The organism is Cohnella sp. GCM10012308 (assembly GCF_042649185.1).
Classification (GTDB): Bacteria; Bacillota; Bacilli; order Paenibacillales; family Paenibacillaceae; genus Cohnella.
Window position 1 is genome coordinate 64,800 of the sequence record NZ_JBHRYU010000029.1, and the last position, 25,403, is coordinate 90,202.

8 protein-coding genes are annotated in these 25,403 nt (G+C 61.0%); 1 reads left to right on the plus strand and 7 read right to left on the minus strand.

The features are described from left to right. Positions 1-259: 259 nt before the first annotated feature. From ACFOTD_RS25420 to ACFOTD_RS25450, 7 genes are all read right to left on the minus strand, one after another. Positions 260-2,635, minus strand: a complete 2,376-nt coding sequence (locus ACFOTD_RS25420; protein WP_378122748.1) for an alpha-L-arabinofuranosidase C-terminal domain-containing protein — start codon at positions 2,633-2,635, stop codon at positions 260-262. A 19-nt stretch (positions 2,636-2,654) separates the two neighbouring features. Next, positions 2,655-3,581 carry a glycoside hydrolase family 43 protein gene (locus ACFOTD_RS25425; protein WP_378122749.1) on the minus strand — a complete coding sequence of 309 codons (927 nt, stop codon included), beginning with the start codon at positions 3,579-3,581 and terminating at the stop codon, positions 2,655-2,657. Positions 3,582-3,809: 228 nt separating this feature from the next. Further along, positions 3,810-7,460, minus strand: coding sequence for an S-layer homology domain-containing protein (locus ACFOTD_RS25430; protein WP_378122750.1), 3,651 nt, complete (start codon positions 7,458-7,460; stop codon positions 3,810-3,812). A 253-nt stretch (positions 7,461-7,713) separates the two neighbouring features. Beyond that, positions 7,714-11,130, minus strand: coding sequence for a fibronectin type III domain-containing protein (locus ACFOTD_RS25435; protein ID WP_378122751.1), 3,417 nt, complete (start codon positions 11,128-11,130; stop codon positions 7,714-7,716). Positions 11,131-11,528: 398 nt separating this feature from the next. Then, complete coding sequence (locus ACFOTD_RS25440) at positions 11,529-12,566, minus strand: hypothetical protein (protein WP_378122752.1); 1,038 nt, start codon at positions 12,564-12,566, stop codon at positions 11,529-11,531. A gap of 99 nt (positions 12,567-12,665) precedes the next feature. Beyond that, positions 12,666-20,972 carry an immunoglobulin-like domain-containing protein gene (locus tag ACFOTD_RS25445; RefSeq protein WP_378122753.1) on the minus strand — a complete coding sequence of 2,769 codons (8,307 nt, stop codon included), beginning with the start codon at positions 20,970-20,972 and terminating at the stop codon, positions 12,666-12,668. 21 nt (positions 20,973-20,993) lie between these two features. Continuing rightward, positions 20,994-24,443, minus strand: a complete 3,450-nt coding sequence (locus tag ACFOTD_RS25450; protein WP_378122754.1) for a DUF5011 domain-containing protein — start codon at positions 24,441-24,443, stop codon at positions 20,994-20,996. 218 nt (positions 24,444-24,661) lie between these two features. Between ACFOTD_RS25450 and ACFOTD_RS25455 the strand changes: the two genes are divergently transcribed. Further along, positions 24,662-25,351: a response regulator gene (locus ACFOTD_RS25455; protein ID WP_378122755.1), complete on the plus strand. Its 690-nt coding sequence runs from the start codon at positions 24,662-24,664 to the stop codon at positions 25,349-25,351. Positions 25,352-25,403: the final 52 nt, after the last annotated feature.

Below are 25,403 nucleotides of genomic sequence, written 5' to 3' on the forward strand. Positions count from 1 at the left end.
CCGGACGCTGCGTCCGGGACTCGATTTGTTTCTGGGTGGGACTTTCTGCGGGCGGCACGCAGCGTTCGGGTCAAGTTTGTTTCCGGTTGAGACTTTCTGCGGCCGGCGCGCAACAGACAGGCCATGTTTGTTTCTAGTTGGGACTTTGCGCAACCGAGTCGTTGCGAGCGCTCTGCATTTATTTCTGGTTGAGACTTCCGCGACCAGTTCGCCGCTTTCGGGCTATATTTGTTTCTGGATGAGGCCTTCTGGGGCCGCGCTATTCCCCCCGAACCCGGATGACCGTTACCGAATGCTTCGGAAATTCGTACGCGAATGCCGGCCGATCGAAGGTGAGCGTCTTCTTGCGCGGCGCGATCTTGGCCGGTTGCTCGAACGAATTCTCGTCTTCGAGGCCGTGGCCGCTCAGCACATGGACTTCCGCGACGAGCGTACGGCCGCCTTCCATACCCTCGAACGCCAGCTCCACGGTCTCGGCCTCGCCGCGGACGTTGACGACCTTCAGGATCGTATCTCCCGTCGCGTCCTCCAGGCTTGCCGAATAATAGAGAGGCTCGATATACGGAATATGATCTTCGGTTTCTGCGACCGCGACTCCGTCGATGGAGGCGACGATTTTTCTTCCCGTAACCCGAAGCGCCAGGTCGTACGTCACGCCATTCTGTACCTCGAACAAGCTTTGGGTGAGCACCGAATCTTTGCCGCCGACCAGGGAATGAATCATGGAATCCTGGTTCTGCCAGCTGCCGATGTCCCATTGCAGATGCTGCCGGTCGTCGGTCCACCCGAAGTAAACGGCGAATCCCCACTGGCCGCCGCCTGTCTTCTTTGCTTTGAGCGACAGCGTGTAGTCCTCCCAATCGGTGGCGCCCAGCATGGCGATGCGCTTGTCGCCCTCACTCGTACAGTCAAATGCCGTATCCGCCAAGGATAACGTCTCGCCCGTCGCATGATTGACCAGACGAATCGAGCCGTATTCGACCGCATTCGCATTTGCGCCAAGTCCGATCTCGCCACGAATGGGCGTTACTTCCCTATAAGGCTCGGGTGCCCGCAAGCCGGCGGCTTCGATCGGCAGCAAGTAGTCGCCTTGATGGTGCATGAACAGCTGCTGAACGTAATAATTGGCGGTTCCAAATGCTTCGTGATTGTTGAACCAGATCATATCGGGCTTCCAATTCACGTAATCGACGTTGCAGAGCAACGGCGCATAACATGCCAGACCGACCGCATGCGCATTCCGCTCCAGTCCCGTCATGAAGGCAGCCTCAGTCAGCGCATTGTAATAGGCGTTGCCCCAAGAAGCGTATTCGCCCAGGAACACCTTCGGATCGTCCGCCTTGAAGCTGTCGTACCGGCGGACATTGGCCAAAAACCACTCCGGCGACTGGTAGTAATGCTCGTCCACCAGATCCGACTTGTTCTCTCTCGCCGAGCGCCAGCCGCGTTCGTACTCGCCGCCCGCGGCGAAGGGGCCGCTGGAATTAATGATTTTCATCTCCGGATGCTTATCCTTAATGGCCCGATGGAAGTAGGCATACCGTTCGAAAAACGGCGCGCCGACCTCTTCGTTCCCGATGCCGATGTATTCGAGGTTAAAGGGCGCCGGATGGCCAAGCTTCGCGCGATGGCTTCCCCATTCGGTCGACGCGTCGCCGTTCGCGAATTCGATCAGGTCAAGCGCGTCGTCGATCCACTGGCCCAGCGCCTCGATCGGTACGGCTCGCTTGTGATGCGGATCATAGCCGGCCGGCAGGATCGGAATCGGCTTCGCCCCGATATCTTCGCAAAATTGAAAATATTCATAATAACCGAGCCCCAGCGTCTGATGGTACCGCCAGTTGTTGCGTCTGGGGGGCCGCTGCGCGACATCGCCGATCGTATTTTTCCAGCGGTACATCGAATCCCGGTCTTCGTCGTTCAATGAGCCGTCATGCACCAGGCAGCCGCCCGGAAAGCGCATGAACTTCGGCTTCAGGTCGGCCAGCAGCTGCGCGATATCCGCACGGAGACCGTTCGGCCGGTCGCGGAACGTCTTCGCCGGGAACAGGGACACCATATCCAGGTACAGCTTCCCCGTCCCTTGGGTCAGGATCGTCAACCGGCTGCTAAAATCGGTAGCGCCCGCAGTGAGTACCGCCTCGTACCGCTGCCAGTCGGAGGAACCGACCTCGATGACGGCCTCCGCATGAATGGCCCCTTCTGCGCTCTCGACCGCGATGCGCACGGGCTCCGCAAAGGAGGCGTCCCGCCTGGCGTAGACCGAGAACCGATACTGCTCGCCTGCCCGAACGGGAATGCCGGTATTGAAGCCCGGATTGGCGATGCCAACGCCGCCCCCTGCCTCTATAATCTCGATGACCGCGTAATGCGTGTTGCGCGCATGGATCGGATCAGCATGCTCAACGGTAAGCGCCGCCTTGCCGGCCCCGCGTTCGAGCTTCTCCCACCCCGACAGCGCATGATAATCCGGATGATCGACCGGATCGAACTCGAAGGAACGATTGCGGACAAGCTCGGCATACAGTCCGCCGTCCGCGGCGTGGTTGAGGTCCTCGAAAAAGATGCCGAACAGGTCGCCCAGCGGCGTCCCTCGTTGTCGCGTGTCTATCGTTAATTTGCCTGGAATCGTCACTGAGATCCGCTCCTTCGCGTCATTCGCCGAACGCGGCCAGCAGTCGGGCGCATTCTTCCGCGCGCAGCGGCAGAACGCCGCCGTGGCGCTTCTTTGTTTTTCCGAGGTTAAACGCGTCTTCGGGAACGACCGTGAATTCGCCGCTATCCAAATCGGATGTAAGCAGCGGAAGGTAGCCCTTCCCTTCTGCGAATCGGTCCACGATCAGGCACCATTCTTCACGGTCGTTGAACTTGTAGATTTGCGGGCCCTCAACGCCCAGCATGGCTTCCAATACAGGCGCGTGCACGTCGGAAAAAGCGTCGCTCGCCAGCGATGCGCCTTTCTCAAGCCGGATGTTCTTCGTCGTCTCGTCCTTCGAAAAACGGTAATAGCCGCCTTCATGAGCGATAATCGTCGTGTCGATGATATGATTTTCCCGTTCGATGTATTTCTCGGTTGCCGAAAAGGATCGGAAGTCCTTCGTCCGGGCGCTATAGATCTTCTGCTTGCGGTCCCGCTCATGCGGTTCCTGCGTGGCGGATGCCCAGAACACCAGGAAGTCGTCCGCGGCCTCGTCATAGATCGCCTCCGGCGCCCAGACGCAGCCGGCCTCCGGCACGCCGACCGTCGCCGCCCGCGGCGCGGACCAATTCACGAGATCGGCCGATTCCCATACGATGATGTCGCGGCTGCCATGATTCACGGCGGCATCCCAGCCTTTGCCGCTCGCGATGCGAAGATCCGTCGCGATCAGATAGAACTTGTCCGCCCTTGGCGAACGGATGAGGAACGGATCCCGCACGCCCTTCTCCCCGAGCTCGGAACGGAGCACGGGCAAGCCTTTATTCAGATCGTTCCAGTGCAAGCCGTCCTCGCTATATGAAAAATAGACCTGTTCCCCATCCGGCTGCTCCCCGATGAAGTGGACCAACAGATATCCGAATTTCTCTTCTTGCAAAGTCACTAGGCGCCTCTCCCTTCCCGCAGATCCGTATTCGCATGTTCTACCTATAGAATCTCATCTTTAATTCGCACCGTAAATGATCGATCATCGAGAAAAACCTGATCGATGATGCGAAATGAATGCGGTTAAAGGCAATGCTGCGGGTACGCAAACAGCCCAAGACGTCCTCTCGGACGACTTGGGCTGCTCTTGGCGCATCTCTATCTTCTGACGGAAATTACGATACGGTTAGATTAAATCGGATTTTTGCAGGAGCCGCTGCATGAGCGTCGCGACCTCCGCCCGCGTGATCGAAGCCTGCGGCGCAAGTCCCGCCTGGCCGCGGCCGGATATGAGTCCCGCTTGAACCGCATCCGCCAAGCCGCCGCTCGCCCAGTCGGATACGCTCGACGCATCGACGAACGCGCTTAAGATGTCTGCCGCAGGCGCGACCGGCAGCTTCGCCTTTAATCCGGTAATCGCCAGCGCCTTGGCGACGATCGTCATCGCCTGCTCCCGCGTGATGCTTGCAGTCGGACGGAACGTGCCGTCCTCGTAGCCTTGGATCAGCCCCTGCGAGACGGCTGCGCCGATCGCGCCGGCGTACCAGTCCGCCGCCTTCACGTCGCTGAATGCGCCGCTGCCCGCTTCCGGCTTCAAGCCGAGGCCCCTGACGATCATAGCGGCGAATTCGGCTCGCGTCACGTTCCGGTCCGGTTGGAACTGTCCGGCTCCCGTTCCGTCCACGATCATACGGGAACCCATGTCGTTCACCGCGGCTTCAGCCCAGTGGCCGACGGCGTCCGCGAAGGTCAGCGGATGCCAGACGACCGCATAGGTGCTGTTCGTCAGGCTGTTCACCTGCGCATAATAACGGCCGTCGGTCGTTACGACCTTCGTAGGCACATGCCGGACCGATCCATCCTGCTCCACGACAATACCCGTCGTGATCTTGCCCGGATCCACATGGTCCGGAAGGAGAATCGAACGTTCCACATAGCTGTTGAAGCTGGAGACATCCAGCGTTTGACCGCCGTATACCGCATGAATGCTGAATTCCAACGGCTGCGCCACGAGCGTGAATCCATCCTTCGACGCTGCGTTTTCGACGCTTTTCGCCGTACCGGCAGCCGGTGCGGCAATCTCGATTCGCAGCACGATATCCTGCAGCTTCACGTCAGCCCCAAGCTTGGCCGCGATCGCGCCGATATCGATTTGCGCAGCCGGAATCGTATAGTCCGCAAGGGCCGTCCGGATCCGGATGACCGCCTGCTTGTCTTCCATGCCTTGGACCATGCGGCCGTTCAGCTCGCCGACGATCGCGTCAGAGCCGCCCTTTACCGGAATCGTCACGACTGCCCGTTCGCCTTCCGCGGCCAGACGTTCAATCAGCTTGGCTTCGTCTATGGTTACCTTGGTGACGGTGCGTCCGTCAACGACGCCGGTCGTTGCCGTGCCCGCTTGCTCCACCTTGCCGTTGACCAACACCTCGACGCCTGTCGTTGCCGACGGGGATGGCGTCGGCGACGCAGCGTAGGTCGGCGATGGCGTCGGCGTCGAATTGTCCGGCGACGGCGTTGGAGCGTCCGGAGAAGGAGACGGCGTCGAATTGTCCGGCGACGGGGACGGCGTCGAATCGTCCGGCGTCGGCGATGGCGACGTCGATGGTGTCGGCGTCGCTTCTTCGGTCACCGTCTGCGCAACCGTTGCATCCGCGTACTTTGAAGACGTGAGCGTGATCTGATGGCTGCCGACCGACAGCTCGCCTGCTGCGAATGTCAGCGTGCCTGCGCCCAGCGTGTACGTACCGGCCGTTACCGATACGCCGCCGTCCAGCACATTCGTAATGCTGCCGCGCCAGTCCGGATTGTCCGTGAACGTAATGACGATATCGTGCGCCGGATCGTTGTCCGTCGTATCCGCCGCCAATACAGGAGCGGGCGGCTGATATCGGTAAACCTTGAGGCCGTTGGTTTGATCGAAATAAGAGACGTAAGGAATGCCTTCCGATGAAACGACGATACGATTAAAATAGTAAATCCCGTAATCGGGCGCGACGCCCCGCGGACCGACCGCTTGCCAGCTGCCGTCAGCCAGCTTCAGCACCGTGATCGTGGTTTTTTTGCCCGAATCCGTGTAGGAAACGTACGGCGTGCCGTCCGGGGCAAAGGCAAGGCTCGTAAAGTTTACCAAGCTGTCGATCCGATTTCCGACCGCGTTCCACGAACCGTCGCGATAGGCATACACCCGCCCTTTATTTCCGTCCATCTGGTCTGCTACGAACACATACGGCGCGCCGTCCAGCGGATTTACTTCAAGCGCCATCGCGGTACCCGGCGTCGAGATGCTGTCGAGCAGTCCCCCGGATAAGAGCGTCAGTCCGTTCGGATCGACGCGGTAGACGGCAACCTTTTGCAAGTTAAAATTCCGTACTGCAATATATACATGGTCCGCATCGCCTGCCGCGATTACGGGAGCTCCCTGGGACACGGTAAATGGAAGCGAGTCGACCTGCACCCAGCCGTTGCCTTCGTCTTTCTGCACGACAAGATGATAATCGCTGCCGCTGCCATAAACATAAGTCATATACAAGGCGCCTTCGCGATCAAACGCGATTTTCGGGCTCGGCATGTTCGTCGTCGCGACCGTTGCCGGATCGCCCCACGGCTGCCAGCCGGAACCTCCATTCACGTATATGTAAAGCTTGTAGCTCCCGCTGTCGCTCTTGGGCACTGCAATGTACACCCGTCCGTCCGGGCCGATCGCATAAGACGTCGTGCTGGCATAGGTAAAATCGGCCGTTGCTTCATAGGCGGACCAGCCGTTGCCGTCATACGCCTGAACGGAAGGCGGAGTAGATTGCGTTCGATTACTATAGTTCGGCAATCCATATGCAGCAATAGGTGTATTGTCTTCGCCCAGACCGAACCAATGCGCGGAGATGTCGGCAGGAGTTCTAAAGCCGCCTACCGGCACCCAGCTGCCCTTTGCTGCCGGGGCCGTCGGCACATTCGGATTTGTCGTCAGCACCGTGCTGTTCTCGATGCTGGCCGCATAGACATAGCCTTCGGAATCGACAGCCAACCCGCCGGTCGTCACCCATGCGCCGTCCGCCGGCACGATCGACTTCGCTGCGCCGTCTATGATCTCGTACACGCCCTTACTTGTGGAAAGGAGCGTGGTTGAGGCGCTTGGCGCGATAAAAAATCGGTCCGTTCCTGCAATTGCCAAATTCACGTTACCGGTCAAGCCGGCGGCGACCGATGTCCAGTTGCCATTCTCATACTTGTACAGTCCCGCGGTCGTCGTCCGGGGAAAGCCTTGCGATGTCACCTGCGCAAGCAAATACAGCGTTCCGTTCGCGTCGACCGCCGTGTCGGCGATCATCGCATTCAAACCGGATGCGTCGATCGTCGACCACGAATCGGCGTCTACGTCGTATACGTAAACCGTATCGAAGAAAGACCAATAGACATGCCTGCCGTCGCCGGCAACCGCGATACTGCTGTTGCCGGGAATGCTCGGCTTGTTCGTTCCCGCGACCTCGGTCCATTCGGTCTGACCGCTCGCCAGACGCATCAGCCGCAGGGAGTTACCGTTGTCGAGCGCATAAAGATCTCCGCCCCCGGCAGCCAGATCGTTCGGATAGCTAAAATCGCCTTCGCCTGAAATAACGGTCCATTCGTTGGCGCCGGGAAGTCTCTTTTTGATTACGCCTCTCCCGGAATCCACTGCGTAAATGGTTCCGTCCGCATCCCGCGCTATGCCGCTCGGGCGGTCAAAGTCCATATCTCCGGCAATGCTCCGCCATTCTGTCACTGCCGGCCCCGCCACGCTTCGCCCGGATCCTGCGAACAGCCCCGGCAACGCAAGCGCCAATATAAGCAGCCATGCGACCATACGCCTCATATTCCCTGTTACGGACAACTTCATCGGTCCCCTTTCGCCCTCTGCTATCGACACCATTCGCCAATCACTACCAAATATAAAGCGGGCGTGTCGAATTGAGAAGTGACGAAAGGTCACGACTTTCGTGGCGAAATGTCAGGGTGAACTGTCTATAAAAGAATGAAGCTGCCGGCAGCAACCGGCAGCTTCCGAATTCAGCGCGTTTCCCTTGCCGCCTCCTCAGACGACGAACCTTTTTACGAAATCAGCTCGTGAACAGTCTGCCGGTCGGCACGACTTGCTTGGCCTGCGACGCGCTGGACCAGGAAAGCTTGGCGTGCGCGTTGCCGCCGTTCTCGATATACTCCATGACGATGTCATACTTCGTGCCTGCGGTCAGCGTGATCGTGGCGCTCAGCTCGCCGTTCATGGATACCCAGTTGTTGATCAATTGCTGGCCGTTCACCCACAGGCGGACGCCATCGTCCGTATCGGTGTAGAACGTGTACGTCTCCGAATACTGCGGCTGCACTTTGCCCGTCCAGCGAATCGTGAACCATTCGCCCGGCACGTCGGCGGTCGGACGGCCGTCGCCCCAGTCGAAGTCGATCGTCGCGTCGGTCCGCGTCATCGCCAGCGTGCCGAAGTTGCCTGCGTAATACGCGCCGATCAGGCCGTTCGTCGGCGTCGTGCCCGCGTTCGTCGTCACGCTCAGCGCGCCGCTCGCCGCCGAGACGTTGCCCGCCGCGTCCTTCGCCTTGACGGTGAACGTGTACGCCGTGCTCGCGCTCAGCCCGTTGACCGCGAAGGTCGTCGCGCCCGTCGTCGAGCCGGCCAGGCTGCTGCCGTTATAAATATCATAACCCGCGACGCCTACGTTGTCCGTCGACGCGGTCCAGGACAGGTTCACGCTGGACGAGGTCTTGGACGGCGAAGTCAGGCCGCTCGGCGCCGTCGGCGCTTGCGTGTCGGCGGACGCGTTCGTCGTCACGTTAAGCGTGCCGCTCGCAGCCGACAGATTGCCCGCGGCATCCTTTGCCTTGACGGTGAAGGCATATGCCGTATTCGCGCTAAGGCCGCTGACGGTATACGTCGTCGCGCCGGTCGTCGATCCGGCAAGGCTGCTGCCGTTGTATATATTGTAACCCGTGACGCCTACATTGTCCGTCGATGCGGTCCAGGACAGGCTCACGCTGGACGAGGTCTTGGACGGGGACGTCAGGCCGCCCGGCGCCGTCGGCGCCTGCGTGTCTCCGCCGCCGCCCGCCAGGTTCACGTCGCACGTCTTGTACTGTCCGACGGCCGGATCCGTGCCGAAGGCATTGTTGGAGCACATGACGGAAGTCGTGAACGTGCCGTAAACGTAGCTGCCCGCGGCGCCGTAACGCACTTGCTTCGTGCCCGTGAACGAGCACAGGTTGTTTTCCCCGGCGCAGTTGACCCAGTTCGCGGCCGGATCGGTCGTGACCGTCAACGTATTGCTCGCCGCCGACAAGTTGTTGGAAGCGTCCTTCGCTTTGACCGTAAAAGTAAATGTCGTATTCGTCGACAGTCCGGTCAGCGTAACGGTCGTCGCGTTCGCGCCCGTCGTCGAGCCAACCAGCGAAGTGCCGTTGTAAATGTTATAGCCGGTCACGCCAACATTATCGGTCGAGCCTGCCCATGACAAGCTGACGCTCGTGTCCGTTTTTGCAGGAGAGGTCAGGCCGGACGGCGCGGTCGGCGCCTGCGTGTCGCCTGCATCGGTCGTGACGTTCAGCGTGTTGCTCGCCGCCGACACGTTGCCCGCGGCGTCCTTTGCCTTGACCGTGAAGTTGTATGCCGTGCTCGGCGTCAGACCCGTCACGGTGTAGGTCGTCGCGCCCGTGGTCGAGCCGACCAGCGTGCCGCCTCTGTAGACGTCGTAGCCGACGACCGCGACGTTATCCGTCGATGCCGACCAGGATAGGTTGACCGTCACGTTGGACTTGGACGGCGCGGTCAGGCTGCCCGGCGCGCTCGGTGCAGTCGTGTCGGGCGGTCCGGCGTTAACCGTTATCGTCTGCTCCTTGACGCTCGCGCGGCCGCCGTTGTCCCAGACGCCCAGGATGACTTTGTAAGTGCCCGCCTTCTGGTACGTATACGTCGGGCTGGCCGTCGTCACCGGGATGCCCTCGCCGAGATCCCACAGATTCTCGACGATCGTGCCGTTGTCGGTGGACGTATTGGTAAACGTCACGGACTGACCAAGCTGCACCGTGAGCGGCGCCGTGAAGTTGGCGACGGGCTTGGGATCCGAGAAGCCGCGGCCCGTCAGTTGCGTGTTCGTGCCGTTGCCGCTGACCGTATTGCCGCTCCACTCCAGATCCGCGGCGGACGACGGATATTGGTCGATCGACGGACCGGCGTTTCCGGTGATCGTATTATTGATAAAGCTGATCCGGTCGGTGCCGGTGGCCGTCGTGATCTCGATCGCCTTGCGGCCGTTGTTCAAGATCTGATTGCTGTCGAACACGATGTTTTTGGTATCTCCGTGAATTCGGACCGCATTGCCGTCATAGCCGGCATATGCGGCGGCAGGATTACCCGCTGCCCCGTTTTTCCATGTATTCTTGTAAAAATATTGGTACTGTTCCGTCTGCCCGGTCCCCGCTCCCTGGAGCTGCATGCCCCACATGACGATGTTCTGGACCGTATTGTAGTTCCACAGCTGGTAGCCGGTGCCAGGCGACTGCTGCATGCCGACCTGCTGACCGCCGTCGACGAGATTGCCCGACGTAACGCCGTGATCGACCATCACCTCGAGGCCCATGTTGCCCACGGAGCCGTCGTTCGCCTTGACGACGTTGTTGCGGACGGCGATGTATTTGGACCGCACGGCGCTGATCCAGTGGTCGACGTTATTGTTCTCGATAAGAGAATAGTCGGCGTTCGTGTGCAGCTCGATGCCGAGACCTTCCATCTTCTTGCCGGTTCCCGTAATCGTATTGCCGCGGACGATCGCATACGCGCTGTCGTCGTTGACGAAGATACCGCCACGGCCGGTATTCGAGATCGTATTGTTCTCGATAAGCGCATAGTTCGAACCCCAGCCGGTACGTACGCCTCCGCCCCAATCGGAATTCACGCCCGTGTTCGTCACGATATTGTCTGAGATCTCCAGATGCGTGGAACCGATTCCGTACAGCGCGAACGGACCGAAGCCCGAGGAAGCGGCCAGATCTTTGACCCGCAGATGGCGCATCTTGTTGCCGTCGCCGGATTCCGACGTAATGGCCGACAGCAGTGTCGTGCTGTTGTTGCCGTCGAGCGTCATGTCCGCGATCTCCGCGTTCGACACGTTGTGCAGGTAAAAGAATTTGTCGGAAGAGGAGCCCGACGTCAGCTTCACGGTCGTCGAATCGCGTCCTGCGCCGGCGATCTTGACGCCGGTCTTGCCGTTCACGTTGGCGGACAGATAATAAGTGCCTGCAGGCAGATATACGGTATCGCCTACCGCCGCCGAATTGACAGCGTTCTGGATCGCCGTAAGATCGTCCGCCGTGTCGCTTCCGCTTGCTCCGAAAGCGGTTACATTTATCGTCGCGGCAAAAGCGCTCGGCGCCGGTATGACCGGTACCACGATCGCCGCCGCGCATATCAAGCCGAACAATTTGGACTTCGTGGTGCCTGTCCGTTCAGTCCTTGGCATTACTCGCTTCATCAGTTCGTTCCCTCGCTTCGTTAGAGTCGTATGTTGTTGCTGTTGGGACTGCCCTGCATGTTGCTTGCGGCAAACCGGCTCTCCACCTCCTCTGCGATTCAGTTTGGCATTCTAATGCGCAAAATGTAACTATGAATAACGACAAAAGGTATGCCGTTCCGCTGTAAAAGTTGTATATTCCTGCACCTGGTTGTCGCTCACGCTGAGAAACGGACAGGACCAAGCATTAATTGGCCGGATTAGAAAAACGAGAAGCGGCGAATGGCGAATCCTGCAGATAAACCTGACGGATCTCTTCCGGGTCGTCCTGCACGGCTTGACTTATCCGACAACCGTTCCGATGGGTCCGCGTATCGCCGTCGCGTCGTCCCTTTGCTCCAGAATACAGTCCTAACTTCTTATTTACACATACGATCAAGTCCGATTGCGCTGATCAGCAAGCGTTGCTTTTTATTCCCAAGCAGCTGTTGGGTCCAATCTACGAAGCCACCATCGCCAATGTTGTGCTCGTGTCCATTCATTGTTGCTCTGATCGTAAATTGGAGTCCCTTATAGTAAGCATTATCAGAAGATACAAGGTTAGTAATAATCGTCATATCAGGAGCTTGTTCCCGGATGTGCCGCACGATCCGTTCAATCAGCCCTTCGCAGTCGGAATACCCCTCTCGCGCATTTATAATGAGTTGTATTTCCGACTGATACTTCTCTCGAAAAATCTGTCTGTACACTGCAATGTGCTCCCAAATGGACTGCTTCTCAAATCCGTATGACCCAACGTCCTTCCCGGAAGTAACCATCGCGTACAGGCTGAAATGCGCCAACATGCCAGGCGATTGGGGAAACTTCTGCGCCCTTACATGCCGATGCGTTGCAGCGAAACGAATCAGGCCGGAATGATTTTGAAAATGGCCTGACTTGATGCCGTCTGCTATATGGAGGGCCATTAGATTGGTCGCGTCCGCGACAACTTCCGTTCCCCGGAGCGCGGAAATAACTTTATTTTGATCAGCAGGCGCCACAACCGAGCACGTTCCAAACGGTGCTACCGGCGACAGTTGAATTGGTGTATACCGATTGCTCTGCGCGATTCCCAGCAGTTCTAACTCTAATTGCTTCAGTGCGATCGGATCGACAGAAGCTGGACTGACGAACCGGTTATCTTTATAACTACGCAACAGTTCGCTCGGCGAAATATTAGCCTTCCGCCGCTGAAACACTTCCAACAAAAGTGTATTTAGTTCGGAGCCTGACATGTCGTTGGATAGCAGCTCGACGAGCTTTTTCTGTTCAAGCTTGTGGCGGATGCCTCCGAACTCTCCTTCACCGCGCTCTTCTTTCTTTTCCATCGACAACTTGCCTCCATTTTCCCATATTTCATTTGAACGATTCTTATCGACAACGGAGGTGATTGTCTTCTTATCGATCCATGCGGACATTCTCAGGCTCGTCAACAACGATTCATTTTAACACATATTGGAACCTGAAAAGGGCCTCTCCGCTTGGCAGCGAGGAGGCCCTTTTCAGTCTTTTAATCATTATGATTTGCGAAGATCTATTGCGCGTCTCAGCACTTCGACCGTCTCCGCTCTTGTCGCATAGGCATGCGGGCGGAACGAGCCGTCCTCGTAGCCGTTAAACAAGCCCTTCTCCGTCGCAGCCAGAACCGATGCCAGCGCCCAATCGGCGATATCAGCACGATCGGCGAAAACAGGTTTCTTACCGCCGGCATCTGCCGGCTGAAGCTTCAGCGCCCGCGCCATTATGACGGCCATCTGCTCGCGGGTGATCGGATCGTTCGGCCGGAACGTGCCGTTCTCATAGCCGTCGACGATGCCGGCCGCTTGGGCCGCGGCAATGGCCCCGCGCGCCCAATGACCCGCCGTATCGCGGAAAGTGCCGGCCGCTGCGTCCGCCTCCGCGATGCCGAAGGCCCGGACGACCAGCTGCACGAACTCCGCCCGCGTCACTTTGGCGTTCGGACGGAACGTGCCGTCCGGATAGCCTTTGACATAGCCTTGGCCGACCATGCTCAGAATGCTCGCCTCCGCCCAGTGGCCCGATATGTCGCCGAGCGCGGGCAGCGGTTCTCCGGAAGGAAGCTGTCCCGGAGCGGTCAGTACGGCAAACTTGGTAAAATGAATCGTCTCGCCGCTGACCGTGCCGCGCTCCCGGTCGATCGAAGCGTTGTTCAGCGGCACCCACTCGCCGGTCACCTCGTTAAGCCAATAGACGGCGACCGTGTCGGCCTTCGGGTCCAGCCGTACGCTGTCGAACGGCAGCGTGATCGTGACCGGCTTCAGAAACATGCCTGACGCCGACTTGGTAATGTCGTATACGCGGCTTACGCGGCGCGACGCATCGGGCAGCCGGCTGCCGGTCTCCTCCGGCAGCGTCGCGATATTGATGCGGAACGCTGCGGGAAAGACGCCTGCCGGGAAGCGAATCGAAGCGCCCGATCCGGAGATCGTGCCTCCGACGGCCGGATCGATGCGCCAGCCGGCTTGCTCGGCCGGTTGGGCAGGCTGGTCCGTACCGCCGTTATTGCCGTTCTCGCCGCCGTTATTGCCTCCGTTGTTGCCGCCCGCCTCCGCGAGCTTCAACACGTTGACAACAAACGTCTTCGTCTTCTTGACGGCGCCCTTGGCGACGGTCGCCGTCAGCGTTACGGCGGCGTCGCCCGCTTCGAACGCCGGACGGCTCACCTTCCCCGTCGCCGCGTCGACGACCTGCGGCTTGTCCGACGACCAGACGATCGTCGTGCCGTTCTCGCCCGCGGTCGGCAGCACGACGTTCTTCGTCGCGCCGGCCGACCCGTCCCCTCCCGCATAACCGACGACAAGCGAACCGAGATCGGCCGTCACTGCCTCCAGATCGGTCATTTCGCCGCCGTTATTGCCGCCCGTCTTCGCGAGCTTCAATACGTTGACGACAAGCGTCTTCGTCTTCTTGACGGCGCCCTTGGTGACAGTCGCCGTGAGCGTCACGGCGGCATCGCCCGCTTCGAACGCCGGACGGGTCACCTTACCGTCCGCCGCATCGATGACTTGCGGTTTGTCGGACGACCAGACGATCGTCGTGCCGTTCGCGCTTGCGGTCGGCAGCACGACGTCCTTCGTCACGCCAGCCGGCCCGTCGCCCCCTGCATACAGGATGCCAAGCGAACCGAGGTCGGCCGTCACCGCCTCCAGATCGGTCATCTGTCCGCCGTTATTGCCGCCCGATTCCGCAAGCTTCAACACTTTAACGGAAAATGTCCTTGTTTGCTCGACGATGCCCTTGGTGACGGTCGCCGTCAGCGTCACGGCGGCGTCGCCCGCTTCGAACGCCGGCCGGTTCACCTTACCGGTCGCCGCCTCGACGACCTGCGGCTTGTCGGAGGACCAGACGATCGTCGTGCCGTTCGCGCTCGCGGTCGGCAGCACGACGTCCTTCGTCACGCTAGCCGGCCCGTCGCCCCCCGCATATCCGATGGCAAGCGACCCGAGATCGGCCGTCACCGCCTCCAGATCGGTCATCTCGCCGCCGTTATTGCCGCCCGTCTCCGCGAGCTTCAACACGTTGACAAGGAACGTCTTCGTTTGCTCGATGACGCCCTTCGTGACGGTCGCCGTCAGCGTCACGGCGGCATCGCCCGCCTCGAACGCCGGCCGGTTCACCTGTCCGGTCGCCGCGTCGATAACCTGCAGAGCATCCGACGACCAGACGATCGTCGTGCCGTTCGCGCTCGCGGTCGGCAGCGAGACGTTCTTCGTCGTGCCGGTCGGTCCATCGCCTTCGGCATAGCCGACGGCAAGCGCGCCGAGATCGGCCATGACCGCTTGCAGATCGGTCATATGTCCCCCCGACTCCGGAAGCTTCGACACATTGACAAGGAACGTCTTCGTTTGCTTGACGATTCCCTTGCCGACGGTCGCCGTCAGCGTCACGGCGGCATCGCCCGCTTCGAACGTCGGCCGGCTCACCTTGCCCGTCTCTGCGTCGATGACCTGCGGATTGTCGGACGACCATTCGATCGTCGTCCCGTTCGCGCTTGCGGCCGGCAGGGCGACGTTTTTCGTCACGCCGGCAGGCCCTTCATCCGCTGCGTAACCAACGGCAAGCGTGCCGAGATCGGCCGTCACCGCATCCAGATCGGTCATCGCGACAAGGCTGTGCTGATCGATGTCGAAGACGCCGTAATCCGTCCATGCATACTGCTCGTTCACCCGATAGCTGGCCGACACGACCGCCTGTCCTTGCCGCAGCCCCTTCAGTTCGCTGCCGGCAATCTCCGCGTACTGCTCGCCCGATAGAACGGTCCATTCGACCGCATCGTTCGGCAGCCGCACCGCATGGCCGTCGCCGTCGTAGGCGTATAGACGAAGCGGCTGGCTGGATGCCGAGCTCATCTCGCGCTGCATGCCGATGACGACCTTCTCGATGCGCCCGACCTTCGGATTGACGAGCCGCTGGACGTACGCGTTATCCTGGCCGAACGCATCGGACGCCACGATCTCGACGTCAAAAGCCTGCTCTTCCGGCAGCGGAAGCCGGTAAGTGAAGCGTCCCGCGTCATCCACCTCGGCCGGGTAGCCGTTCACCGTCACGCCGGCGCCGATGTCGGTCTGGCCCGTCAGCTCGACCTGGCCGTCCGGGAACGCCGGATCGTCCACCGCCAGCATCGGCCCGTTCTCCTTCACGACGACCCGGTACGTCTTCTCGTCGGCGTCGCCGTCGCCGTCGTATGCGGTGACCTCGATCTCGTTCGTGCCCTCCTTAAGCACGACATTCGTCGTCCACGCCGCACCCGCGTACACATCAGGCTCGGCGGCGGGATCGTACATGGACGGGTTCACCCGAACTTCCGTCCGGACCGCCTCGTCGCTCGTAAAGCCGAGCGTCACGTCGCCTGTGCTGCTGCGGAAATACGGCAAGCCCTCCGCATCCCGGTCCATCCGCACGACGCCGCCTGCCGGATCGACCGGCTGCACCTTGAGGTCGAACGCGGGCGGATCGGGCACCGGCAGCTTCAGCTCGACAGGCGATGACCACTCCCCGAAATAGCGCTCCGGCCGCTCTTCGGCCACATTGGCGATAACCGAGATATCGTAATCCGTGCCTGCGGCGAAGCCGTCGACCGCGATGTCCGCATACCGCTCCGGCTGACCGGAGGAAGGTACCGGATGCTCGAAGAGCACGACGGGCGCCTTGTCGTCCGCCGGCTTTCCGTAGATCGTGTACGAACGCACGCCGTCCGCTTCGACCTTGTCCCAGCTGATTTTTTTCTTGCCGGCGCCGGCCTCGGCGGCCTGCACGGCCTTCGCTTCGAGATCCTGCTCTACGACGCCGTTTACCGTAATATTAAAAGATTTGCCGGCAGGCAAGCCATACAGCGTCGTCTGATAATAGTCGCCGTCGCCGTCGTCATCGCCGTCGCTCTCGTCGCTGGCGTTGGGCTCGCCGTAATACGGAATCGCATACGATTCGCCGTTCGCGTCCGTGAGCCGGATGACATACTCCGAGATGCCCGCGATGGGCGCCCATGCGGCCGTGTATTGGCCCAGCTTGAGCGGATCGTCGACGGATGCCCAACCTGCCGCAGGATACCCTTCGTAAGGATCGTTCGCCGTGCCGCCGGGCGCTTCGCTTACCGCCTGCACGACGATGCGGTACGTCTCGGGCGTCCAGCCCCGGATCTCGGTCGCGTAGCGCTCCGTGCCTTCTTCGTAGGGCACGAACGTCCAGTTCGAGCCGTCCGCCGGCTTCCCTTCCCCATCGACCGTGAAAATATAGTATCCGGCCACATGCCCGCCTGCCGACGCGTCCCATTCGACCTTCAGCGCGCCGCGGCCGATCGCCTCGGCCGTCACGTTGCCCGGCGCGGTCGGCACCTTCGGGTTCGCGACGGCGAAGGGCGCGGAATCGCGGAAGCTGTTTTGCAATAGAGCGCCGCCGGCGTCGTACTGCTTCAGCACCGCCACAATCTTATAGGAGCCGCTCGGGATGCCGTCCGGCAGCGCCGGACGAAGCGTCGCTTCCTCGTCCGCGAGCGTCTCTTCCGCAGCGACCCGTGAGAGGAACGGCTTCGCGGCGTCGACGCTTTGCAGATACAGGTCGACCTTGGTCCGCCCGTCCGCAGGCGTCCGGGTCAACGCGAGATCGACCGCCGCCTGGCCGCCGTCCTGCACCGCTTGAATCGTCTCGATCTCCGGCGTCGGCGCGGCGTCGAACGCTTCGAATTCAGCCGGCACGCTGCTCGTCAGCGTCCAGGTGCCGGCTTTGCTCCGCTCGGCGGGTACCGCGATCGCGATATAGCTCTGAACCTCTCCGCTGTCCGGATCGACGTACTCGCTGCGGTACACGTTCGCTTCGTCTCCGTCCTCGACCAGCGGGACCTCGGCGCCGTCCGGATCGGCGAGCGTCAAGGCGATTTCGCTCCCTTTCGCGTACTTCGCTTGAACGAGCAGCGCTTCGCCGCCGGCGGATTCGAACGTCGACGCCGTTTTCGCGGCCAGCGTCCGCACGGCGCCGGATGCCTTCTTGACCGGAAGCTGCTTCAGATTCGTGCCGATCGCCAGCCGTTCGCGATCGGCCGCGCCTGCTGCCGACAGCGCCGACACCGTGGAGAACCCTTTCTGATCCGGATTGAAAAATTGCAATTGCTGCGTACTCCACGTGTAGCGCACGCCGACCGGAATCGTGTTCAGCGCCTTGGCGTACGCCTGAACGAAGTTCGTGTTCAGCGCCGCGGACGCGTCCGCGAGCTTCAGCCCCGGGAAGATCGGCGAATACGGCGGCAGCTGGACGGAACCCCGGACGTAGCCGCCGAAATAAAATTGCGACGATTCGTTGTTGTAGCTGAGCTCGACCGACGCCTGGCCGACGATAACGTCGAGCAGGGAGATGCGCCCGCCGACCAGCGCCCCGGACACCGGATAGAACATGATCTTGCCCGTCATGTCGGCGATCGGAAAAAAGTACACGTTCGCCGTCCCGCTCAAGGATGCTTCCCGCGCGCCGATGGACAGCTTGACGTTCGATGCGCTGAGTGCCCGCTTGCCGAGCAGGACAGGCGACACCGTATCGGTCACGCCGAACCAGAAGCTGCCCCCAAAGTCGGGATAAATGCCCTTGGAGATGCTGTCGCGGATCGTATGCAGACCCTTGATCTCCCCGCCCAGCTGATTGATCGTCAGCGGAATGTTCGGGATGTTGATGAACCCCGCGTTATCCGCGTACTCGGCCATGAATTCGTCCGGGAAGACGATCGCTCCGCCCTCCGGCGTCGGCACGGCGAAGATGCCGAATTTCCCCTGGATCCGCGAGTTGCGGTTGAAGCTGCCGCCCGAGCCTGTCGGGACGGACTCCAGGTTCGGCAGGCTTAACTTGGCATAGATGCTGTACAGGTTCTGGATCGAATCGATGCGCAGCCGCCCCTCGACCCCGCCGGTTTGATTGGGATTCAGGCTGTCCGACGTGACGAACGGCCCGATCTTCATCTGCGGCAGACCGACGCCCGCTTCCAGCGCGAACTTGATCTGTCCGTCCTCGTACACGCGGAATTTGTCGACCGCCACCTCCGCATACAGCAGCTTGCTGAATACGGCATTGTTGCTCGCCCCGAAGAAGCGGTACAGCGTCTTCATGATCGACAAAATGTCGAGCGAGCCTTTGAATTCGGCCGCGTATTTTTTCGCGTCCGGGTCGTAGACGACCGACACCTGTTTGATGCCGAGCACATAAGGTCCGACGATCGCCTGGGCGTCGTCGCTGAACCCGAATACGTTCGGATTTTTGATTTTCATATCGTTGACGTTGAAGGTGAAGGCATCCTTCCAAATAAGCGGCGAATTCGGAAGATTCGTCAGCTGCTTCAGGTAAATGCGGCTCTGCTCGTTGCCGCTGACGACCGCTTGCGTCGCCCTGTCGTAGACGAGGCCGTTGTCTTCGTATTCGTACGCGACCGGCTTGACGACGATCTCGCCGGGCAAGTCCGCATCGAATTCGGACACGGTCAGCTTCAGCACGTTGCCGAGCGATACCGCCTGCGACGGATGGGGCACGACGGAATACGTCCCGTCGCCCATGTCCTGAATGTTGCCCTGGATGCGGAGCACTTCCTCCTCGCCGGCCGGGACGGACGGCAGCGCGCCGCCTTTGGCATAATAAATCTTGTTCGTCCGCAGCGTATACTGCCCGCCGATGTCCGTGCGGGTCTTGAGCAGATCCTTCTTCGTGATCAGGAGCGTGCCGTACCCGCGCTTCATGACCGAGATGTCGTCGGTAATGCGGATCGCGTCGGGACGGTACATGCCTTTGCTCAGATCGTGCTCCACGCCGATGCCGTAAGAACCGAGCGGCAGCTGCGGCAGCATGACGGACAGCTGACTGTCGCTGTCGACGGTCACGTACTTGGATTCAATGTTCGTCCGCACGCCGCCGGCCGCCTGGATATAGACGTGCCAGCGGTCCGGGGCGTCCTTGAGAAAGTTCAGGTTGCTGCCGTAGATGACCGCCTTGCGGAACGTTTCTTTCTCGTACATGCGGTTCGGCGCGACGGCCGTGAACTGGATATCCGGCGGCTGCCGGAAGTCGTTCAGCACGACGATATGCGCCGTCTCCTCCCGCATTTTCACGCCGGGCGCGGCGGGATCGCCTACCGTAATCCGCACCTTGAAGGCAAAGACGTTGACCGCGTCGGCGCCCGTGGCGACGAACCGCCAGCGGAAGGAGAGCCGCTCGCCCTTGGCGACCGCCGGGATATAAGCGACGCTCTGGCTGCCTCCGGTCAACGTAGCGCTGCCCGGATATACGATCTCGACGCGCACGTCGCTTTGGGCGACCGACTTGGGCAGGTTGTTGGCCAGCTCTGCGGACAGCTCGAACGACGCTTGGCCGCCGGCCTCCGCCGTCACCTTCTGCGGCGCCGAGACGGTAACCGCCATATTGTCGAGCAGCGCCTGCCGCTGCTTCATCTCGCCCATCCCGATCAAGGTCGAGAACGACGCGGACGCGCCGCCGGCCAGGGCGGCTTCGTCCCAGTAGACGGCAACCGCGCTGTCCGCCGTTCCGTACAGCCCCCCGTCGGCCGTATAATCGGTCCACTGGCTCCAGTCGTACTTCCATTTTGTCGCCGACAGTCCGTTCCAGTGGCCGAAAATGACGCGCGAAGGCTTCTTCTCGCCGAAGCCGTACAAGGTGCCGTAGGCGATAACCGACGGATTGTCGATGTCGTCCATCGCCTGCCAGTACAGCGGCACGTCGGCGGGACCGAATTCGCGTTCGCCGAGGACCGGGGACAGCTCTCCCGGCGCCATCAGCAGCGGTCCGTCGTTGTCCCCGGCCTTGACGTCGAGCAGAATCCGCGTCCCGAGCTTGACGCTCTTGCCGGACTTGTTGTCCACCCGGTAAGACAGCTTGGCATTGCCAGCAGGCAGCGTCTTGTCGCTTTGCGGCACGAGCTCGACCGTCTGGCGGATGTCGACGCCCCTGTATCGCCACACCGACACGATCCGGTCGCCTTCGACGGCGGGCGCTTGCACGAAGTAGCCGTACGGCGCCGCTGCCGGGCCGTAGTCATGGCCGTAGATCGCTTCCTCGCCGTCGATCCGAAAGCTCGTAAACGACGTTTCCGGCATTTCCGGATTGTAGACGAGCGGCTGATCCTCGTCCCCGGCACGAACCGGATCGCCGCCGGTCGTTCCCACGCCGATCCGCCCGTTCTGCTCGTTCACGCTGACGCGAAGCACATCGTCCGAGAGCTGAGGCCGTCCGGCGGCCAGCGCCCACCCGGGCGCAAGGCCCGAGACCGTCACCGCGACCGCGATTGCCGCCGCAGCCGTTTTCATCCATCGCATGCGCATTGATCCGTTCTCTCCCTTTTCCTACTGCACATTGATCTGTCCGACGAAGGTTCGCCGCTCCCGGTCCTGAACGTAGAAGGTGTACCAGCCCGCTTCGTTAAGCGTAAGCGTCCGGCCGTCGATCGGCGTGCCGCCGCTCTTGAAGGCGCCCGCCGCATGCTTGCCGGGAAGATACTTGAAGACCATCTCGTCGCTCTCCTGGCCGGCAATATCGAAGCGCAGCGTTCCTCGCGATACCGCGACGTCGCCGCGCAGCCGGATGCCGTTGACGAACACGTTGATCCCGTTCATTTCCATGACGGACACGCCCCGCACCCCGCGCGCAGTGTTGCCCGCGCTGTCGGAGACCGTGTAGACGATCTCGTAATAGCCGCCTTTGTAGACGTCGACCTGACTGGACACGCTGACCTTCGCGGATACATCGCCGTCCCGGTTGTCGACGGCCGTAAAGCCGGGCTCGTCGAACGAAAACGGCAGTCCCTGATAGACCGGATAAGTCAGCGGTCCATTAAGCGTGAGCACCGGCGGTTCCTTGTCGATATTGGCAACCGTAGCCTTATACTCGCGGATGACGCCGTTGCCGTCCTTGACGAGAAAGACGAACTCGCCGTTTGCCGCAAAGGTATAGGAGGCGCTTCCCCCGTTGTTGATCACCGTAAATCCGCTCGGGAGCTGCACGGTCGCCGCAACCGGCTTGTTCGTCAGCGCCGCCGTGCTGTACGTGACGGATACGGCGGGCGCGGAACTGTCGATCCACGTCACGGCCGCCTTGCGGTTATCCTCGTTCGCATAGCCCTGAAGCGCGTTGCCGGCCAGATCCTCCACCTCGAAAAGATGCTCGCCGTTCGCCGCGAACGTATAGGACACCCAGCCGTTCCGGTAAGTGATGCCGTCGCCGACGCCGGGCTTGACCTTCTTGCCGACGTACATATAAGCCGTCACTTCTCCCGCGGTCGGCTGGCTGACCGAATAGATGACCGAGCCGCCTCCCGCCAGATGAGTAAAACCGCTCTTGTCGATCTGTCCGACCGACACCCGGATCGACTCGGCCTCTCCGCCTTCCGGCTGAATCAGAATCGAGAGGGGCGAACCGGGCGCTGTCGCTTCCTTGATCGCAAGCGTATGCGACTTGTCCGCGGCTGCGGGGTCGACGCCTTCCCAATTCAGGATCTTCACCGGTACGCCCGTCGTCAACGTCAGCGTCACGTCCCGGCTGGTCATCTCCGTCGTGCCGAAGCTGGCCGATACGGCCGTGATGGACGCCGCAGGACCGATTACGTAGGCCTGCGTGTACGCCTCGCTTACGGTCGCCCCTTCCGCATCCAGCGCCAGCGCGCGCAGCAGGTATTCGCCGTCCGCGCCGGCAAGCACGATTTCCTGCCCGCTCGGCACGTTCGCCCAATCCTTGAAGACCGTGCCGTCGGCCCGCTCGATCCGGTAACGCACGTCGCCTTCGGCGGCCAGCAAGCCCGCCGCGTGCGCGTACAGCCGAAGCCGGTGCTCCGGCGCCGAGGCCAGCCGGCCCTGCGCGTCGATCCGATCGACGTAGGTCGCCTTTAATTCCAGCTTATTGCTTCCCCGAAGTACGTAATAGGAAGACGCGGCGGTGACGATGTTCGCTTTGTTGCCGGCCGCGAACGGATCGTTGTTGTACGGCGGCTGCTTGTGCCGCTGCTCGACGCCTCTTACGTAGACGTAGAGACGGAATCCGGACCGGTCCGTATAATAGGGGGCCGTGTCGATGCCGACATGCGCCGTCTTGCCGCCGGCGGCCAGCGGCACGTCCGTCCACTTGGCGCCCATCGACTCGCACGCGCCCGGACTGCGCGCGCAGAAATCGTACTCGCTGACCAGGTACTGCACGGCGCCCAGCCCGGTGTTGTCGCCTACTTCGGCTTGCATGACGTAATCGCCGCGGGCGAGCGGCTGGTCCGCAAAGTCGATCGTAAGCGGCGTCGTATCCTTCACCAGCTTGACCGGCTCGAAGTTGGTCGCGCTCTTGTCGGTCAAGAACCGGTCCGAGTCGTAATACACCTTCTGCCACATAAAGCCGCCCGTTACGGCGTCGACGGCTTTGACGTACAAATAGTAAGTCCCTTCGCGCAGCGCGGACGTATTCGCATTGGCCAGGACGGCCCAGTGGCCTTCATACTGACGGCCGTTCAGCGGATTGGTCTCGACGGCGCGATAAGTGTCCGAAAAAGGCGTTACCGGCAGGTCATCCGCCGGCAAATCGGGACTGGCGCTCCACAAGTAGCCGCTCTTCGTCAGATCGACGTCCGCATAGCCCGCGTAGCCGCTCGTCGACTTCTGCGCCGTGCTGTACAGAAACACCGAAAGCCACGTGTATGTGTTTCTCGGAATCTCGTACGTTTGCTTCAGAAACTTGAAGTCCGACACCGCCGTACGCAGCATGTCCACGCGTACCCCCGCATCGATGCCGGTCGCGTCCAGCATGCGCAGGTAACGGTTTCCCGCGTCGCCGGAGCCGCCGCCGATGACGTAGAACGGGTTGATCGTGACGCGGGATTCGGCGAATCCGCCGGGTCCGGGATAAAAGTAGGTGTAGGGCCGCCAGTTGCCGCCGCGGTCCCTCACCTCGATGTCCACGTGCGCCGCCTTGCCGCGCGCCTCCGGCGGCACCGCAATGAAGTTGCGCTCCGACATCGTCGTCCAATCGGCCGATTTGCTGTACATGCCGGCATTGAGTCTGTACTTGAACTCGAAATCCTGCGGGTCCAGCACGGCGTCCTTCACGTCGACGATGATCCGGTCGACGGACAAGCCGCCCGGCGCCTGTCCGCTGCGCTGAAGATCGGCTGGATTCGGCGTGATGGTCAGCGTTGGATATTCCCGTTTGAACTGAACCGCGGCCATGCCGCCGACGCCCGACAGGTCGATGGCGGTCGTCGACTTGAGGACCGATTGTCCGTTGTCCGGATTGACGGCATAGTACTTGACCGAGCCGTATTGGCCGTCGAGCGCCAGCTTGCGGTCGAGCGTCAGCGGCCCGCTCGGACTGGAAGTCCCCGGATCGAAACGCAGCACAAGCGTATGGTCGCCTTCCTGCTTCTTAATGACGGCCCGCTTGTGCTCCCACCAGTTCAATGCGCTCTCTTTATCAAAATCGTATAAGGCGCCCTCGGTGAACCCTGCCAGCTTTTCTTTCACGGTAATCTTCCATTCCATCCAGCCGTTAGGCCCTACGACATACCGGTTCGCGAACGATTGGTAGACGACGCCCGTGTCGCCTGCCGTCACCTGTACGGCGACCGCCGTAAGCTTGGTCTGTTCGTCCGCCGCCTGCGCCGTCGACGCGAGCGCCGCCGCGGCCATCCACACGACTGCCGCCAATGCGAAACGCATGCGCCAGCCGCGAAAAGCACGGCCGCCCGCCCCAAGCGAAAGGACGGTTCCGCGCATAAGACCGCGCATAATCCTGCCTAGCAGCATGTTAAACTTGCGATTCATTTTTTGTTTTCCCCTCCGCGCGATTAAACGTCGATCCTCTCAAATGCCGCTTCTCCCCTTATGGCATTCTACTCTTCCATGCTATATTGTAGGGCCTATTGCGAAAATGACCAGTTACCGGCGTCATGATGACGAAATTTGTCAAAATCGCTCCGCATAGGCGCGCGCAGCGGTATAATAGGAAAATCGAACGTGGAGGCGGAGGTTGTTCTTTTCTAATGATTCGCGTAGTCATCGCCGACGATCAGACGCTGATGCGGGACGGCCTGCAGACGATCATCGATTTGCAAAAAGATATGCGAGTGGTCGGCGCGGCCGAGGACGGCGAGCAGGCTTGCGAGCTTGTCCGCGAGCTGCGTCCCGATCTGGTGCTGATGGATATTCGAATGCCCCGTCGGGACGGCATCGAGAGCGCCAAGACGATCAAGCGGGAGCATCCCGGCACCGCCGTGCTGATCCTGACCACCTTCGCCGAGGACGAGTATATCGTCGATGCCCTGGCCAACGGCGCCTGCGGTTATCTGCTGAAGGATCTGCCCGCGCTCAAGATCGTCGAGTCGATCCGGGACGCGGTCAAGGGCCAGCTCATACTGCCGGCCTCCGTCGCCGCGAAGCTTGCGTCGCGGCTCGCCTTCCTGTCGAAGGCGCCTGCCGACGTGCTTGATCCGAAGCGGCTTCGCCAAGAAATGATCCGATTTACCGACCGCGAGAAAAAGGTGATCCTGCTCATGCTGGAAGGCCGAAGCAACCGGGAAATGGCGGAATTTCTCTTCATGAGCGAAGGCACGGTGAAAAATTACGTCAGCGTCATCTACCAGAAAATCGGCACGAACGATCGCGCCAAGGCGCTCCTGCTGCTGCAGGGCCTGATGCGGGAAGGGGAGCCGGGGAACCGGGACGAAGATTGACGCCGGAAAGGGACTGCGCCCTGCTGAACGGCCGATCGTGACCAGAACCATG